Source organism: Halomonas sp. NyZ770, from assembly GCF_020616575.1.
Lineage (GTDB): Bacteria > Pseudomonadota > Gammaproteobacteria > Pseudomonadales > Halomonadaceae > Vreelandella > Vreelandella hamiltonii.
The window spans coordinates 1818409-1834620 of sequence record NZ_CP085143.1 but is presented as its reverse complement, the minus strand read 5'-3'; the positions used below and the strand labels follow the sequence as shown (position 1 = coordinate 1834620).

The 16212-nt window shown below is 60.8% G+C and carries 14 protein-coding genes; 11 read left to right on the top strand and 3 right to left on the bottom strand.

Translation table 11 applies throughout. The features are described 5' to 3' along the window. Positions 1-3 precede the first annotated feature (3 nt). From serC to LG409_RS08385, 3 genes are all read right to left on the bottom strand, one after another. Positions 4-1107, bottom strand: coding sequence for a 3-phosphoserine/phosphohydroxythreonine transaminase (gene serC, locus LG409_RS08395; protein ID WP_227408008.1), 1104 nt, complete (start codon positions 1105-1107; stop codon positions 4-6). After that, on the bottom strand, positions 1091-3790 hold the full coding sequence (gene gyrA, locus LG409_RS08390; RefSeq protein ID WP_039178108.1) for a DNA gyrase subunit A: 2700 nt from the start codon (positions 3788-3790) through the stop codon (positions 1091-1093). Before gyrA ends, serC begins: the two co-directional genes overlap by 17 nt. A 153-nt stretch (positions 3791-3943) precedes the next feature. Next, positions 3944-4393, bottom strand: a complete 450-nt coding sequence (locus LG409_RS08385) for an acyl-CoA thioesterase (protein ID WP_227408007.1) — start codon at positions 4391-4393, stop codon at positions 3944-3946. 185 nt (positions 4394-4578) lie between these two features. On the opposite strand from LG409_RS08385, the gene LG409_RS08380 reads away from it, so the two are divergent. From LG409_RS08380 to LG409_RS08330, 11 genes are all read left to right on the top strand, one after another. Further along, on the top strand, positions 4579-5517 hold the full coding sequence (locus LG409_RS08380) for a recombination-associated protein RdgC (protein ID WP_144982700.1): 939 nt from the start codon (positions 4579-4581) through the stop codon (positions 5515-5517). A gap of 64 nt (positions 5518-5581) precedes the next feature. Further along, positions 5582-6763, top strand: a complete 1182-nt coding sequence (locus LG409_RS08375) for a 1-acyl-sn-glycerol-3-phosphate acyltransferase (protein WP_227408006.1) — start codon at positions 5582-5584, stop codon at positions 6761-6763. Positions 6764-6895: 132 nt separating this feature from the next. After that, positions 6896-7177, top strand: a complete 282-nt coding sequence (locus LG409_RS08370; RefSeq protein WP_039178116.1) for a hypothetical protein — start codon at positions 6896-6898, stop codon at positions 7175-7177. Between the two features lie 83 nt (positions 7178-7260). Further along, the gene (gene metG, locus LG409_RS08365) at positions 7261-9297 is read left to right on the top strand and encodes a methionine--tRNA ligase (protein ID WP_096923048.1); all 2037 of its coding nucleotides are present in this window, start codon (positions 7261-7263) and stop codon (positions 9295-9297) included. A 146-nt stretch (positions 9298-9443) separates the two neighbouring features. Beyond that, positions 9444-11033, top strand: a complete 1590-nt coding sequence (locus LG409_RS08360) for a diguanylate cyclase domain-containing protein (protein ID WP_227408005.1) — start codon at positions 9444-9446, stop codon at positions 11031-11033. Next, positions 11030-11617 carry an electron transport complex subunit RsxA gene (gene rsxA, locus LG409_RS08355; RefSeq protein ID WP_016913743.1) on the top strand — a complete coding sequence of 196 codons (588 nt, stop codon included), beginning with the start codon at positions 11030-11032 and terminating at the stop codon, positions 11615-11617. Before LG409_RS08360 ends, rsxA begins: the two co-directional genes overlap by 4 nt. Then, complete coding sequence (gene rsxB / locus LG409_RS08350; RefSeq protein WP_039178126.1) at positions 11617-12198, top strand: electron transport complex subunit RsxB; 582 nt, start codon at positions 11617-11619, stop codon at positions 12196-12198. The genes rsxA and rsxB overlap by 1 nt, the downstream gene beginning before the upstream one ends. Beyond that, positions 12185-13852, top strand: a complete 1668-nt coding sequence (gene rsxC, locus LG409_RS08345) for an electron transport complex subunit RsxC (RefSeq protein ID WP_227408004.1) — start codon at positions 12185-12187, stop codon at positions 13850-13852. The genes rsxB and rsxC overlap by 14 nt, the downstream gene beginning before the upstream one ends. Next, complete coding sequence (locus LG409_RS08340; protein WP_227408003.1) at positions 13849-14877, top strand: RnfABCDGE type electron transport complex subunit D; 1029 nt, start codon at positions 13849-13851, stop codon at positions 14875-14877. The genes rsxC and LG409_RS08340 overlap by 4 nt, the downstream gene beginning before the upstream one ends. After that, positions 14874-15509 (top strand): RnfABCDGE type electron transport complex subunit G, encoded by a 636-nt coding sequence (locus LG409_RS08335; RefSeq protein WP_227408002.1) that lies wholly within the window; start codon positions 14874-14876, stop codon positions 15507-15509. Before LG409_RS08340 ends, LG409_RS08335 begins: the two co-directional genes overlap by 4 nt. Then, positions 15506-16204, top strand: coding sequence for an electron transport complex subunit E (locus LG409_RS08330; protein ID WP_096923055.1), 699 nt, complete (start codon positions 15506-15508; stop codon positions 16202-16204). The genes LG409_RS08335 and LG409_RS08330 overlap by 4 nt, the downstream gene beginning before the upstream one ends. Positions 16205-16212 lie beyond the last annotated feature (8 nt).

Here is a 16212-nt window from a genome sequence, read left to right as displayed (position 1 = left end):
GGGTTAGCCTCTTCGTTGTTCGAAATCTGCCATGAAGGCAATTAACGCATCCACCGCATCTTCCGGCACCGCGTTATACAAGCTGGCACGCATGCCACCGACGCTGCGGTGACCCTTGAGATTCAGCAGCCCGGCCTCGTCGGCCTCCTTGAGGAAGGCACCGTCCAGCCGGTCATCCGCCAGCACGAACGGCACGTTCATGCGTGACCGATTGGCTGTGGCGATAGGATTGCTGTAGAAGTCACTTCCATCGATGGCCGCGTAAAGTTTTTGCGCCTTGCGCTGGTTCATGCGGTCCATGGCGTCCAGCCCGCCAATGTCGTTTTTCAACCACTGAAACACCAGGCCCGAGAGGTACCAGGCGTAGGTAGGCGGGGTATTCACCATCGAGCCTGCGTCAGCCAGCATCTGGTAGTCGAACAGCGAAGGGACGCTTGCAGGCGCCTTGCCCAGCAGATCATCGCGGACGATCACGATGGTCAATCCCGCCGGACCGATGTTCTTCTGCGCCCCGGCATAAATCACCCCGAAGTCGCTGACATCGACAGGCCCCGACAGGATATTGGAGGACATGTCGCAGACCAGGGGCACGTCGCTGCCATCGGCACGGGTGACGTCTGGCACGTAGTCGAACTCCAGCCCGCCAATAGTTTCATTGGAGGTGTAATGCAGGTAGGCCGCGTCGCTGCTGAGCGACAGGGAAGCTTCGTCAGGCACCGCCAGATGTCCATTGGACTCGCTGCTGCCCGCCACATGGCAGGCAAAACCGAGCCGCTTGGCTTCGCTCAGCGCCTTCTTGCCCCAAATGCCCGTCTGGATGAAGTTGGCACTACCGCCCCCACCCAGCAGGTTCATGGGGAGCATGGCAAACTGCATGCTGGCACCGCCCTGAAGAAACAGCACCTTGTACTGATCAGGGATGCCCAGCAGAGACCGCAGATCGGCTTCTGCCTGCTCGGCAATGGCAATGAACTCATCGCTGCGATGACTCATTTCCATCACCGACAAACCGCGCCCCTGATAGTCGAGCAGCTCACTGCGAGCGCGCTCCAGTACGGCAACAGGCAGGGCCGCGGGCCCTGCGCAAAAATTATAATGACGTGTCATCGGTTCCCGGTTCCTGTGCGCCATTGTCTTGTTCGTCTGGCTCGACCGCCTCGGGCGCTCCCGTATCTTCGGGCTCATCGACACGCACGGTTTTCACCAGCTGCTCTTCTTTGCCCAGGCGAATCAGCATCACGCCCTGGGTATTACGCGACGTGATCGACACTTCTTCCACCCGCGTACGCACCAGGGTGCCACGGTCGGTGATCAGCATCATTTCATCACTGTCATACACTTGCATGGCCGCCACCAAGGCGCCGTTGCGCTCACTGGTCTGCATGGCAATCACGCCCTGTCCACCACGACCACGCAGCGGGAACTCTTCCAGGCGCGTGCGCTTGCCATAGCCCTTCACACTGGCGGTAAGGATGTAGATCTGACCATCGCTCTGCGCCAGCTCGGCGGCATCTGCCGGGGCTTCCTGCTCGGCATCGGCATCCGCTTCGGCATCGATTTGCTGGCTCTTGGGAATGATCAGGCTGATCACTTCCGCGTCGTCCAGCAGGCGCATGCCGCGCACACCGCGAGCGGTACGGCCCATGGCGCGCACGTTGCCTTCCTCGAAACGGATCGCCTTGCCATTGGAGGAGAGCAGCATGACGTGGTCGCTGCCGGAGGTAATCGCAGCCCCCACCAGGCGGTCGCCCTCTTCCAGATCGATGGCAATCAAGCCCACGCTGCGCGGGCGAGAGAACTGCTCGAGACTGGTGCGCTTGACGGTACCGTTGGCGGTGGCGAAGAAAATGTAGTGCTCGGGGTCGTAATCACGCACAGGCAGGATGGCGTTGACCGACTCGCCCTCTTCTAGCGGCAGCATGTTCACCAACGGCTTGCCGCGTGAACCACGGCTGGCGTTGGGCATCTCGTACACCTTCAGCCAATACACCTTGCCACGGTTGGAGAACAGCAGCACCGTGTCATGGGTCGAGGCAACCAGCAGATGCTCGATGACGTCCTCGTCCTTCATGGCCGTGGCAGACTTGCCGCGACCACCCCGACGCTGGGCCTGATAGTCCGAAAGCGGCTGCGTCTTGGCGTAGCCCGAACGCGACACCGTGACCACCATGTCTTCTTCGGCAATCAGGTCTTCGATGGACAGGTCCAGGTGGCTGGCCTGAATTTCCGTGCGACGGTCGTCGCCAAACTGGTCGCGCACCGCATGCAGCTCTTCCCGAATCACCTCCATGAGGCGGTCGGCAGAGGCAAGAATTTCTGTGAACTCGGCAATCTTTTCGAGAATCGACAGGTACTCATCCAGCAGCTTTTCGGTTTCGAGGCCGGTCAAGCGATGCAGACGCAGTTCCAGAATCGCCTGAGCCTGAGCAGGCGAAAGGCGATACTCGGTGGCCGAGGGGTTCAGTCCAAACCCTTCATCCAGGTCTTCAGGCTTGCAGGAAGTGGCACCGGCACGCTCCAGCATGGCCGTCACCTGGCCCGGCTGCCATACCTTGTCCAGCAGCTTCTCGCGGGCTTCGGCGGCATTGGGCGATGCCTTAATCAGCTCGATGACTTCATCGATGTTCGAGATGGCGACGGCCAGGCCTTCCAGCAGATGGCCGCGCTCACGCGCTTTCTTGAGTTCGAACAGGGTACGCCGCGTGACGACTTCCCGACGATGGCGGATGAACGCCTCGAGCATCTCTTTCAGGTTGAGCGTGCGCGGCTGGCCATTTTCCAGCGCCACCATGTTGATACCGAAGACGTTCTGAAGCTGGGTCTGGGCAAACAGGTTATTGACCACGACCTCGCCAGACTCACCGCGCTTGACTTCGATCACCACACGCAAGCCATCCTTGTCGGACTCGTCGCGCAGTTCGGCAATGCCCTCGATCTTTTTCTCTTTGACCAGCTCGGCGATCTTCTCGATCAGCCGCGCCTTGTTCACCTGATAAGGCAGTTCGGTGACGATGATGTGATCACGCCCGGTCTTGTCATCGTGTTCGATGGTGTGACAAGCACGCACGTAGATGCGTCCACGCCCGGTGCGGTAGGCATCCAGAATGCCGGCACGACCATTGATGATGCCGCCGGTGGGGAAATCAGGCCCGGGGATGTACTGCATGAGGTCATCGACGGTCAAGGTGTAGTCGTCGATCAGCGCCAGACAGCCATCGATCACTTCCCGCATGTTATGGGGAGGAATGTTGGTGGCCATGCCCACGGCAATGCCCGAGGAGCCGTTGATCAGCAGGTTCGGCACTTTGGTGGGCAGCACTTCGGGGATACGTTCGGTGCCGTCGTAGTTATCGACCCAATCGACGGTATCCTTTTCGAGATCCGCCAGCAGCTCGTGGGCCAGGCGCGCCATGCGCACCTCGGTGTAACGCATGGCAGCCGCGTTATCGCCGTCGATGGAACCAAAGTTACCCTGACCATCGACCAGCACGTGACGCATGGAGAAGTGCTGTGCCATGCGAACGATGGTGTCATACACCGCACTGTCACCATGCGGGTGGTACTTACCGATGACATCGCCGACGACACGCGCCGACTTCTTGTACGGTTTGTTCCAGTCATTCCCCAGCTCATGCATGGCAAACAGCACACGGCGATGAACCGGCTTGAGGCCGTCGCGCACATCGGGGAGCGCACGACCAATAATGACACTCATCGCATAGTCGAGGTACGACTGCTTGAGCTCGTCTTCAATATTGACGGGCAAGATTTCTCTGGCGATGTCACCCATGAAAGTCAGATCCTTTGCACTGCATTGGCACTGCGAGAGTTGAAAGCGCTTGAAAATGCCGCCTTTAGCTAACCATCAAGGCGGCGCGCAGAGTCGCTCACATCATACCACTGCATACGCATCAAGGGCAGTCGGTGACACCTCCATTGCTATTTAAGCCAAAAAGGCCTCTTTGCCGACCTGTAGCCCCATGAGCGCTTCACGCACGTCGCCCTCGATGGTCGCCGCCCGATTTTGCTGCATGTCCAGCAGCACGAACGTCAGATCCGCCTGGGCCACCACGCTGCCATCCTGACGCACGATGCGGTGATGACAACGCGCGCTGCGCTCGTTCACGTCGATGATGCCGGTTTGAACCGTCAAGTCATCTCCCTGCAAGGCTGCCGCACGATAATCGATATTCAAATTCACCACGACGAACGCCCGCTTCGCCTGATGCAGCTGCTTCATCAGTTGCGGGTGCTCATCGAAAAATGCCCAGCGTCCCTCCTCCATGAACTCCAGGTAGCGCGCATTGTTGACGTGGCCATAGCCGTCCAGGTGGTAGCCTCGCACCCGCATGGTAACGCTGGAAATGGTAGCGCTTGAAATCGCTTCAGACATGACAACCTCTTTTATTGATGACAGTGATCAGCAGGCGCAGGCACCTGCCAGCGACAGACAGCATGGCCCCACACAAATCAAACACAAGTTTAAAACTAGTGCAACAACATGACGGAACGCCAGAGTGCTGGCAGGAAAGAGCTGCTTTCGACATAATGTGCCACCTTTTAAACAGGATTGGTGACATGTGGTTCAAGCACCTGCATCTATATCGCCTGCACGGCGCGCCCGAGCTCGACAGCCACACCCTGGCCAACGCGCTGGATGAACACGCCGCCAAGCCATTGGGCAATGCGGATGCTCGCCGACTAGGCTGGACCGCGCCCGCAGGCCGTCTGGGCGGCGGGCAGCGCCTGCACGAGATCCAGGGACATCGGCTGCTTTCGGCACTGCGCCAGGAACGTCTGCTGCCTGCCTCGGTGGTCAAGGAAGAAGTCGATGAGAAAGTCGCCGACATCGAAGCCAGCGAAGGACGCAAGGTGACGCGCAAGGAAAAGACCGCTCTCAAGGAGCAGGTCACCGAAGAGCTGATGCCCCGCGCTTTCGTGCGCAGCCAGAAAATCGACCTCTGGTGGGACACCCAGCACCAGCTGATCGGCATCAATGCCAGCTCGCGCACCCGCGCCGAAGACGTGTTGGACCTGCTGCGGGAAACGCTGGGCAGCCTCAAGGCAACGCCGCTCAGCAGCCAGACGTTGCCGATACGCGCCATGACGACCTGGCTGGGTGACTCCGCCAGCCGCCCCGCCGACCTGCAGCTGGGCGACCAGGTCGAGCTGAAGGCGAAAGGCGATGATGGCGTACTGCGCGCCCGACAAGTGGATCTGGATAGCGACGAAATACAGCAGTTGCTCGAAAGCGGCCGTCAGGCGAGCAAGCTGGCCATGCAGATAGAGGGCCGCCTGAGCTTCGTGCTTCACGATGACCTTGCTCTGAAATCTCTGCGTTTCGGCGATGCATTGATCGAAGAGGCCGACCATGCCGATGATGGTGACGACGCTCTGGCACGCCTGGAAACCGATTTCATCTTGATGGCTCAGTCGCTGTCCGAGGACATTCGCCGTCTCATGGAGTGGCTGGGCGGTGAAGCCCAGCGGGAACCGAGTGCGCTATCTGGCACCTAATGATGGGCAACCCCATACCTTCTCGGTGAATCGTTCATTTACTTGCTGACACGTTACGGATCGCATGACTCAACACAATAACGCTCCTCACGCAGACGACACGAGTGACCCCTGGGCCGACATTCGGCCCTATATGGATCATGAGGTTCCTGAAGTTATTGCCCGGCTCTCTCGCGACACTGAGCTTCTGGACGCTTTGACCCGCTTTCGCCTGCCACGCATGGCCAAATGGGCTCCGCCCCTGGCCAGGGCACTGGCCGGTCACGCGGTGCGTCGTGAGGTCAAGGGCGTAACCAGTGTGCATGAATTTCAGATGCGCATTGCCCGTTACATGGAGCGGATGATACGCACCACCACCACTGCCTTTGACGTTTCAGGCCTGGACAAGCTCGACGAGCACAGTGCTTATCTCTTCATCGGCAACCACCGTGACATTTCGCTGGACCCAGCATTCGTCAACTATGCGCTCTACCAGGCGGGTCGTGACACCGTGCGTATCGCGATTGGCGACAACCTGCTGAAGAAGCCCTACGTCACGGACCTGATGCGTCTGAACAAGAGTTTCATCGTGCCGCGCAGCGCCAGAGGAAAACGTGCCATGCTGGCCGCCTACCAGCAGCTGTCCGGCTACATTCGCCACTCGATCACCGACGACAACCACTCCATCTGGATGGCCCAGCGGGAAGGTCGCGCCAAGAACGGCATCGACCGTACCGACCCTGCCATCATCAAGATGTTGATCATGGCCAAACGGCTTGCCGAGCGCGACATCGTCTTTGGTGAAGCAGTAGCGGAACTCAAGCTGGTGCCTGTATCCATCAGCTATGAATACGACCCTTGTGACGTGCAAAAAGCTCAGGAACTGCACGACATCGCAACCCACGGCCGCTATGCCAAAAGCGAATTCGAAGACATTCGCTCCATCGTCTCCGGCATCACCGGCTCCAAAGGTCGCGTTCAGCTGCGCTTTGGCAGCCCGGTAGGCTCGGACATGGAGACCCCTGATGAAGTCGCCGCCGAGATCGACCGTCAGGTCATCGGTGGCTATCGGCTGTTCCCGAGTCACTACCTGGCCCTGGAAGCGCTGGGCGAAGCACCCGAGCTGGTGGCCCGCAAGTCGATCACCCGCCAGGACCGCGAACGCTTCAAGGCGCGGCTTGCAGAGGTTCCGGAAGCACTGCGACCCCATTGGCTGGAGCAGTATGCCAACCCCGTCAAGCACAAGGCTGGCAGGCTGAGCCTGTAATCCGGTTGCTCATCGGTCGTGTTGGGCAGGTCATGTGACTTTGCATGCTCAACATGCAAAAAAGTGCTATGGTCAAGGCATTCATTGGTCTCGCCAGGGCACCTGCCCTGGCGTGGTCTTAAGGAGACTCCCATGTCCGCATCAGAAATCCAAAAAACTCGTATTATCAACGAACTGCGTGGATTCATTCGCAAGCTTCTTCAGGATCCCAAAATCCTCGAGCAGTCGCTGACCATCGCCCGTCAGCAGCTGTCGGAAGGTAGCAGCCCCGCCATCATGGCGCGCATCGCCAATGAAATTTCCGACACCACCAGCGTGCACATCCCTGAAGACCCTGCCGAGCACTCCGATGCCGACAAGCTGTTTCTGGAACTGCTGCGCGAAGTGGTTCAGGAAGAGCAGGCGCTGTACTAGTTTCGCTGGCTGCATGCCAGGTGGCGACACACGTTTATCTCACTCCATTTATTTGTTTTGCCTAGACGGAATCAACCTTCACCATGTCCAACACTGCTCCACGCAACATTCTGGTGACCAGCGCACTGCCCTATGCCAACGGTGCCATCCACCTGGGTCATCTGCTTGAGTACATCCAGACCGACATCTGGGTACGTTTTCAGAAAAGCCGTGGCCAGCAGTGCTACTACGTATGCGCCGACGACGCCCATGGCACGGCCATCATGTTGCGAGCCGAGCAGGAAGGCATCTCCCCGGAAGCGCTGATCGAAAGAGTCTCTCAGGACCATCAGGAAGACTTTGCTCGCTTTGGCGTGGGCTTTGACAACTACCACTCCACCCACTCCGAAGAGAACCGTCACTACAGCGAACTGATCTACAAACGCCTGCGCGACAAGGGCCATATTGCGACCCGCGACATAGAGCAGATGTACGACCCCCAGAAAGGCCTGTTCCTGGCGGATCGGTTCATCAAGGGCACCTGCCCCAAATGCCATGCTGACGATCAGTACGGGGATAACTGCGAGAAGTGCGGCGCTACTTATACCCCTGCCGACTTGATCAATCCGGTGTCCGCCATTTCCGGCGCCACGCCCGAGGTGCGTAGCTCGACCCACTACTTCTTCAAGCTGCCGGACTTCGCCGAGTTCTTGCAACAGTGGATCAACGACGGTCACGTTCAGCCCCAGATTCGCAACAAGCTGATGGAGTGGTTCGAATCCGGCTTCAATGAATGGGACATTTCTCGGGACGCGCCCTATTTCGGCTTTGAGATCCCGGATGCGCCCGGCAAATATTTCTACGTCTGGCTGGATGCCCCCATCGGCTACCTGGCCAGCTTCAAGAACCTGTGTGACCGCCAGGGCATCGACTTCGACAGCTTCTGGCAGCCGAACTCCAACGCGGAGGTCTACCATTTCATCGGCAAGGATATCGTCTACTTCCACGCCCTGTTCTGGCCGGCCATGCTCCATGGGGCAGAGTTCCGTACGCCCACGGCGGTCAACTGTCACGGCTTCCTGACCGTGGATGGTGCCAAGATGTCCAAGTCCCGTGGCACCTTCATCAAGGCTGCCACCTATGCCGAGCACCTCAACCCCGAGTATCTGCGCTACTACTTTGCCGCCAAGCTGACCTCCAAGGTCGACGACCTTGACCTGAACCTCGATGACTTTGCCGCGCGCGTGAACTCGGATCTGGTCGGCAAGGTCGTGAACATCGCCAGCCGCTGTGCAGGCTTCGTCAAAAAGCTCGGCGGCGGAACGCTCTCCGAACATTGCGCTGAACCGGCCATGGTTGCCCGCTTCATCTCGGCCGGTGAGGATATCGCTGCCGATTTCGAAGCGCGGGAATTCAGCCGCGCCATGCGCAAGATCATGGAGCTGGCCGATGAAGCCAATACCTACATCGCTGACAAAGAGCCCTGGGCACTGGCCAAGCAGGACGGACGCGAACAGGAAGTGCTGGAAATCTGCTCGGTGGGCATCAACCTGTTCCGCCAGCTGATGGTCTATCTGGCGCCGGTGGTGCCGAGCATGGCGGAGCAAGCCCGCGAGTTTCTGGCGCTGGATACCCTCGATTGGGAAAGCCGCCAGAGCGTACTGGTAAACCACGCCATCAACAAATTCAAACCGCTGATGACCCGGGTAGAGCGAGACAGGATCGACGCCATGATCGACGCTTCCAAGGAGGATCTGGTGGAAGAGCAGAAACTCAAGAATACGCCCAAAGGCCCGCTGGCCGAGGATCCCATCGCCGCCGAGATCAGCTTCGACGATTTCGCCAAAGTCGACCTGCGCATTGCGCGTATCGCCAAGGCACAGTACGTGGAAGGCGCAGACAAGCTGCTGCAGCTGACCCTCGACCTGGGCGGCGAGACCCGCAACGTCTTTTCCGGCATTCGCTCGGCCTATTCTCCAGAAGCGCTGGAAGGACGACTGACCGTCATGGTCGCCAACCTGGCTCCGAGAAAAATGCGCTTCGGCCTGTCAGAAGGTATGGTGTTGGCTTCCGCCAATAACGATGGCATCTATCTGCTGTCTCCCGACTCTGGCGCGGAGCCCGGTCAGCGAGTCACCTGAGCCTGGCCTGATCAGTCGCGCAGCAGACGCCAGCAAGGGGCATGGCCAACCGCCTGCCCCTTGCTGTTTGAGGAAAATGAAAGTCAAGGAGAGTGAAGGGGCTTCACGACGCTACCTTCATCGCGACAACAGGACTGAGTGCACCCATGGTTCAACGCTGGCCTTTGTCATTGCGTTTTCGCTTTCTTGCCCTGCTGGGCAGCGTATTACTGTGCGCCATGCTGGCACTGGGCGCGCTGAGTCACTGGCTGATCTTTCCTGCTCTGCAGGCAGAAGAAAGGGCCGCCGCTCACCGCGAGCTGGATCGCACCGCCCGCGGCCTGGTCTTGAGCCAACAGCAGCTGCATGCACAAGTACGTGATTGGGCACACTGGGACGATACCTATCGTTTCCTGCAAGGCGATTACCCGGGCTTCACCGAGGTGAATTTTAGCTCACAAATGTTCGAGGACATGCGCTATCAGCTCATGGCGCTCTTCACCCTCGACGGTGAGCTGTATCTGCTATCGGGCATCGACCCGCAAACAGGCCAGTTCAGCACCTGTACCTCAGCCACCGGCGAGTGCGCCTGGATGGCGCCTTGGACTCAGACCATGCAACTGGCCATCGAGGAGGGCCATGCCAACGAGGTCCACATCGCCATCGAAGGGTGGCCAGCCTTGCTGGCGGGTAGCCCTATCCTGCAAACCGACGAGAGTGGCCCCGCTGTAGGGTGGCTGTTCAAGCTACGTGCGCTGAACGACTCATGGCGAGCCCTCATGGCGGATTACACAGGGCTGCCCATCGCGCTGTCGGTGACGGACGCAACACATCCGCCGGAAGCACAGTTGACCTTCTCCGACGACACGGCCTATGCCGAACAATACTTCCCGACGCTAGGCAATGACAGCCAGCTAGCCTTGGGAATCGAGCTCAATCGCCATGGCTATCTGAGCAGTTTGACGACCTTCAACTACGTTCTGATATGGACGGCCGTGCTGATGTCCCTGGTCATCGGACTGGTACTGCTGGTGCTGGAGCGGCTGGTACTGTCGCCCTTGCGCCAGTTGACCCACTTCACCCAACAGTTGGCACCAGCAGAAGCGGCAACGCTCACCCTGGTAGAGCGGGGGGATGAGATCGGCACCTTGTCACGCGCCTTTCACCACCAGCTTGCCTGCCAGCATCGGTTGAACGCCGAGCTACTGACACTCTCCACCCATGATCCGTTGACAGGCTTGCCCAATCGGCGGCTGTTCGACCAGCGCCTGGAGGCTGCCATCTCAGATGCCCAGCAGCACCCGGTGGCCGTCATGATGCTGGATATCGATCATTTCAAACTCTACAACGACCATTACGGGCATGTGCAGGGCGATAGATGCCTTGAACAAGTTGGGCAGGTATTCGAGCGCTGTGCCGCTGGGCGTGGCTATCTGATTGCCCGCACCGGTGGCGAAGAGTTCAGCGCCTTGCTGCTCACCACGGAACCTTCGCAAGCTCTGCAACTTGGCCAGGACATCATCGCGGCCATCGACCAACTTGCGTTACCCCATGCAACATCGCCCGTCTGCCATCATGTCACCATCAGCGTGGGCGTTGGCTCGCTGCAGGATAGCCAGACGGCTCAGCCAAGCGCCGTCATGAGCACCGCCGACCAGGCGCTGTACCTGGCCAAGGCGCAAGGCCGGCACCGCGCCGTTCGATTTGCATCTCCGCTAGCCAGCGACGCCAGTTCCACGCACAATACGCCGCCATGAACGAACTGTTTGTCATCCTGATCAGCACCGCGCTGGTCAATAATTTCGTGTTGGTCCAGTTTCTTGGCTTATGCCCTTTCATGGGTGTCTCCAACAAGCTGGAGTCTGCCATGGGCATGTCTCTGGCCACCACCTTCGTGCTTACCCTGGCCTCCGCGGCCAGCTACGTGGTGTACCACGGCCTACTGGTACCGCTGGACATTACCTACCTGCGAACGATCAGTTTTATCGTGGTCATTGCTGCCGTCGTACAGTTCACCGAGATCATGGTGCGCCAGCTGAGCCCGCTGCTGCATCAAGTGCTGGGTATTTTCCTGCCCCTGATCACCACCAACTGCGCCGTGCTCGGGGTGGCGCTACTGTCGCTCAACCGCGAACTGAGCTTCTTCCACACCACCCTCTATGGCCTGGGCGCGGCAGCTGGTTTCTCGCTGGTGCTGGTGCTGTTCGCCGCCATGCGTGAACGGCTGGCCGGTGCCGACATACCGAAACCGTTCCAGGGCGCCGCCATTGCCATGGTGACCGCCAGCCTGATGTCGCTGGCGTTTCTGGGCTTTTCCGGCCTGGTGCAGGGGGCATCGTGATGGGCGAATCATTGTCATGGTGGGGGGTCGCCAGCGCCGTTGGCGCATTGACAACTCTGGGCCTGCTGTTCGGGGCGCTGCTGGGTTTGGCCAGCGCGCGCTTCAAGGGGGATGAAAATCCCCTGGTGGAGCAGATCGATGCGCTGCTGCCACAAACCCAGTGTGGCCAGTGCGGCTACCCCGGCTGCCGCCCTTACGCCGAAGCGATCAACCAGGGCGATGCCATCAACAAGTGCCCGCCCGGCGGAGACGCCACGGTAGTGGCCCTGGCCGAGCTGCTGGGTCGCGAGCCAGCGCCCCTGGATGGCGAAGCCCCCAGCGAAGATCGTGTGGCCTTCATCCGCGAAGCCGAGTGCATTGGCTGCACCAAATGCATTCAGGCCTGCCCGGTGGATGCCATCATCGGCGCGGCCAAACAGATGCACACGGTCATCGAAGACGAATGTACCGGCTGCGATTTATGTGTTGCCCCTTGCCCGGTGGACTGCATCGACATGCTGCCACGACGCAAGCCGTTGAGTCAGTGGGAGCCCATTATCAGCGACCGCGCAACGCCAGGGAGTGCTCATGTCCCGTCATGATTTTCCCGGCGGCATTTATCCGCCCGAGCGCAAGCAGCGCTCACTCACCGCGCCGCTGAGGGTGGCCCCACTGCCTGCTCGAGTGGTGTTGCCCCTCGATCAACATGTCGGCAAGCCCGCCCTGCCCTGCGTGGCCGCAGGCGAGCGCGTTAAGGTGGGCACTGTGGTGGCCCGTAAAGGTGGGCTGGTATCGGCCAATGTGCATGCCAGCCTGAGCGGCACCGTGCGTGAGGTCAGCCCTCAATCGGTGACGATCGTAGGCGACGGCGACGATGAGTGGCAGCGGCTGGCCCCGCTCGACTGGCTGCGGGCGGAGCCTTCAGCGCTGGTGGCACGCTTGGACGATAGCGGCCTGGCAGGTCTGGGTGGCGCTGGCTTTCCGACTCACGTCAAAGCGCAGGTCAGCCTGCAGCACCCCATCGATACGCTGGTGGTCAATGCTGCCGAGTGCGAGCCCTACATCACCGCCGACGACATGACGCTGCGCCACTATGCCGCCCAGGTGCTGGAAGGCGCAGCAATTTTGGCCACCCTGTGTGACGCGTCGCGTATCGTCGTGGGTATCGAGGATAACAAGCCCGAGGCATGCCAAGCCCTGCAGGCGGCGCTGCCCCAGGTGCCATCACCGATTCCGGTGACGCTCGAGGTGATCGAAACCCGCTACCCCAGCGGGGGCGAGCGACAGCTGATCAAAAAGCTGCTGGGCAGAGACGTACCCAGCGGCGGCCTGCCAGCGGATGTGGGCGTTCTGTGTCACAACCCAGGGACGCTGCTGGCGGCACAGCAGGCCATCTGTGAGGGCACACCGTTGGTCGAGCGCATCGTCACCCTGACAGGCGAGGCCATCGAACGGCCAGGCAACTACTGGGTACGTCTGGGCACCCCGATAGAGGGTCTGCTTCAGCAGGCGGGGCTGGCGCCGGATGCCCTGCATCAAGTGGTGGTGGGTGGGCCCATGATGGGGAGAGCGCTGGCATCGCTGGACGTTCCGGTCCTCAAAACCACCAACTGCCTGATTGCCGCCACGCGCCAGGAACTGCCCCCAGCGCCAGACGCTTCCCCCTGTATTCGCTGCGGTGCCTGCGAAACCGTCTGCCCGGTGCAGCTACTGCCCCAGCAGCTGCATTGGCACGCGCAAAGTGGCCATGACGCGGCTCTGGAAAAACAGCACCTGTTCGACTGCATCGAATGCGGTGCCTGCAGTTTCGTATGCCCCAGCCATATCCCGCTGGTGGCGGAATACCGCACGGCCAAACAACGGATCCGTTTGAAACGCATCGAAACCGCCAAGGCAGAGCACGCGCGCCACCGCTTCGAGTTCCGCCAGGCCAGGCTGGCCCGAGAAGAGGCGGAGAAGCAGGCTCGCCGCCAGGCGCGGCTTGCCCAGCAGCGTCAGCCGTCGTCATCGGGTGCCGAGCCCCGCAACGCAGAGCTGCCAGCCGTTGACCTGCGCAGCTTGCGTATCGCACAGACCGCGGCCAGGGCGGCGGTCAAAAAAGCCGAGAAGGCGCTGGCACGCGCCGTGGCAGAAGACCCTCAACAATCCCAGGAGGATCTGGAGATGCAGCTGGCCACTGCCCAGGAAAACCTGCTCGCCGCGGATGCCCGACTGGCCGATGCCAGAGCCCGCGAACGGGAGCAAACGACACCATGAGCATGCTCCAGGCCTCGACGCTGGGCCTTGCCCCCTCCTCGGCATCGATCATGCGCTGGGTCATTTTGGCGACCCTGCCGGGGCTACTGGCCATGACCTTCTATTTTGGGCTGGGGGTGCTGACCAACGTGGCAGTGGCCGCCGGCGTTGCCATGCTGGCAGAGGCCGCCATACTCGCCCTGCGCCGTCGCCGCGTGGTCGCTACCTTGACCGACGGCAGCGCCCTGCTGACGGGCGTTCTGCTGGGCGCCTCGCTGCCCCCCGGTAGCCCCTGGTGGCTGCTGGCGGTAGGGGCCATCGCCGCGGTGGTGGTCGCCAAGCAGCTGTATGGAGGGCTGGGGCACAACCCCTTCAATCCGGCCATGGTGGGTTACGCCCTGCTGCTGGTATCGTTTCCAACCTACATGACGCTGTGGCCAGTGCCGCACCAGGCAGGTTCGATGGCGACACTCTGGGCCCAGGTCAGCGGCACCCTCTCCGCTGCCGAGCTGGACGCGCTGAGTGGTGCCACGCCATTGGATGCCTTCAAGCATAAAGGACTGACAGGGGCAGATGAGTTCTGGGCGGCGGCTGCGCTGGAAGACACGGTACAGGCCTGGCGCATGATCGCGCTGGCGTGGCTGGCAGGCGGGTTGCTGCTGCTGTTCAAACGAGTGATCAGTTGGCATATTCCGGTTGCCATGCTGGGTAGCATGGCACTGATAGCGGCACTGCTCTACGGCCTGGACAGCGACCACTACGCCTCTCCGCTGTTTCATCTGACCATGGGGGCTGCCCTGTTTGGTGCCTTCTTCATTGCCACGGACCCGGTATCGGCGGCGACCAGTCGGCGCGGCAAGCTGTTGTTCGGCATCGGCATCGGGGTGTTGGTCATGATCATCCGCACCTTCGGCGGCTATCCGGATGCCGTCGCCTTTGCCGTGCTGCTGATGAACCTGTGCGTGCCGCTGCTGGATCTTTACAGCGCTCCTGTTCCTACAGGGCATCGTCCCACAGGGCACCGACCCCAGGCGAGGCGCCCATGACGCTCTATCAAGCCATGTGGCGTGGGGCGCTGGCGCTGGGCACCTTTGCACTGGTAACGGCAGGCAGCGTGGCATTGACTCGGGCGCTGACCGCCGAACGCATCGAGCAGCACCAGCTGGCCTATCAATATCGCCAGCTGCAGGCAGTGCTGCCAGCTTCGCTGGTCACGGACTCACAGGCAACGCTACTGGAAGACACCTTCGAGCTGCCTGAGCCCGGGCGGCTGGGCCACCGCGCGCCCACACACGGCTGGTATGTTCACCACGCAGACGAGGCTGCAGTCGTTCTGCCGGTCATCACCCACCAGGGCTACAGCGGAGCCATTCACCTGCTGGTGGGGATTGACCATAAGGGCCGTATCAGCGGCGTTCGGGTCACTCGGCACCAGGAAACGCCAGGGCTAGGCGATGCCATCGAACGCCAGCGCAGCGACTGGATCACTCGCTTCGATGGCTTGACACGCCACAGTCTGCCCCCAGAAAGCTGGGCGGTGCGACAACAGGACGGCGCGTTCGATGGCTTCACCGGGGCCACCATCACCCCAAGCGCGGTCATCAATGCCGTTCACGATGCCCTGCGCTATGCCCATGAGGTCCGTTTGCCCATCACCATCGAGGAGCCCGAGACATGACCCCATGGCAACAGCTGACCCAGGACGGGCTCTGGCGCAACAACCCGGCCCTGGTGCAACTACTGGGGCTCTGCCCGCTGCTGGCCGTGAGCGCCAGCGTGGTCAACGCACTAGGGCTGGCGCTGGCCACCCTGCTGGTCATGGTCGGGGCGAGTACGACTATCTCGCTGATTCGCTATCAGGTGCCCAGCGCGGTGCGGCTACCCGCCTTCGTGATGATCATTGCCGCCTTCGTGACCTGCGCCGAGCTGTTGATGGCTGCCTTTGCCTATTCGCTCTATCAAATTCTGGGCATTTTCATCCCATTGATCGTGACCAACTGCGCCATCCTGGGACGTGCCGATGCGTTTGCCTCGCGCCAGCCGGTACTTCCTGCGGCGCTGGACGGGTTCATGATGGGGCTCGGGTTCGGCTGGGTGCTGGTCTTGCTGGGAGCGATCAGAGAACTGCTGGGCCAAGGGACGCTGTTCCACAACATGCACCTGCTGCTGGGCCCCAGGGCCGCCGAGTGGCAGATAACGGTGATGGACGACTATCAGTTTCTGTTTTTCATGTTGCCGCCAGGGGCCTTTTTCGTTGCGGGCCTGCTGATCGCGCTCAAGAATGTCCTCGACCAGCGCCAGCGCAAGGCACAGCCCTCCCCCACCCACGAGCGCAGCGAACGCCGCGTCCGTGTCACTGGCATCATCAAATAGTCTGGAGA

What these genes read in the sequence shown, in the direction of transcription:
- LG409_RS08380 (WP_144982700.1), top strand. Translation starts at nt 4,579, where the DNA reads ATGTGGTTCAAGCACCTGCATCTATATCGCCTGCACGGCGCGCCCGAG.
- metG (WP_096923048.1), top strand. Translation starts at nt 7,261, where the DNA reads ATGTCCAACACTGCTCCACGCAACATTCTGGTGACCAGCGCACTGCCC.
- LG409_RS08385 (WP_227408007.1), bottom strand. Translation starts at nt 4,393, where the DNA reads ATGTCTGAAGCGATTTCAAGCGCTACCATTTCCAGCGTTACCATGCGG.
- serC (WP_227408008.1), bottom strand. Translation starts at nt 1,107, where the DNA reads ATGACACGTCATTATAATTTTTGCGCAGGGCCCGCGGCCCTGCCTGTT.
- LG409_RS08330 (WP_096923055.1), top strand. Translation starts at nt 15,506, where the DNA reads ATGACCCCATGGCAACAGCTGACCCAGGACGGGCTCTGGCGCAACAAC.
- LG409_RS08375 (WP_227408006.1), top strand. Translation starts at nt 5,582, where the DNA reads ATGACTCAACACAATAACGCTCCTCACGCAGACGACACGAGTGACCCC.
- rsxC (WP_227408004.1), top strand. Translation starts at nt 12,185, where the DNA reads ATGTCCCGTCATGATTTTCCCGGCGGCATTTATCCGCCCGAGCGCAAG.
- rsxA (WP_016913743.1), top strand. Translation starts at nt 11,030, where the DNA reads ATGAACGAACTGTTTGTCATCCTGATCAGCACCGCGCTGGTCAATAAT.
- LG409_RS08370 (WP_039178116.1), top strand. Translation starts at nt 6,896, where the DNA reads ATGTCCGCATCAGAAATCCAAAAAACTCGTATTATCAACGAACTGCGT.
- rsxB (WP_039178126.1), top strand. Translation starts at nt 11,617, where the DNA reads ATGGGCGAATCATTGTCATGGTGGGGGGTCGCCAGCGCCGTTGGCGCA.
- gyrA (WP_039178108.1), bottom strand. Translation starts at nt 3,790, where the DNA reads ATGGGTGACATCGCCAGAGAAATCTTGCCCGTCAATATTGAAGACGAG.
- LG409_RS08340 (WP_227408003.1), top strand. Translation starts at nt 13,849, where the DNA reads ATGAGCATGCTCCAGGCCTCGACGCTGGGCCTTGCCCCCTCCTCGGCA.
- LG409_RS08335 (WP_227408002.1), top strand. Translation starts at nt 14,874, where the DNA reads ATGACGCTCTATCAAGCCATGTGGCGTGGGGCGCTGGCGCTGGGCACC.
- LG409_RS08360 (WP_227408005.1), top strand. Translation starts at nt 9,444, where the DNA reads ATGGTTCAACGCTGGCCTTTGTCATTGCGTTTTCGCTTTCTTGCCCTG.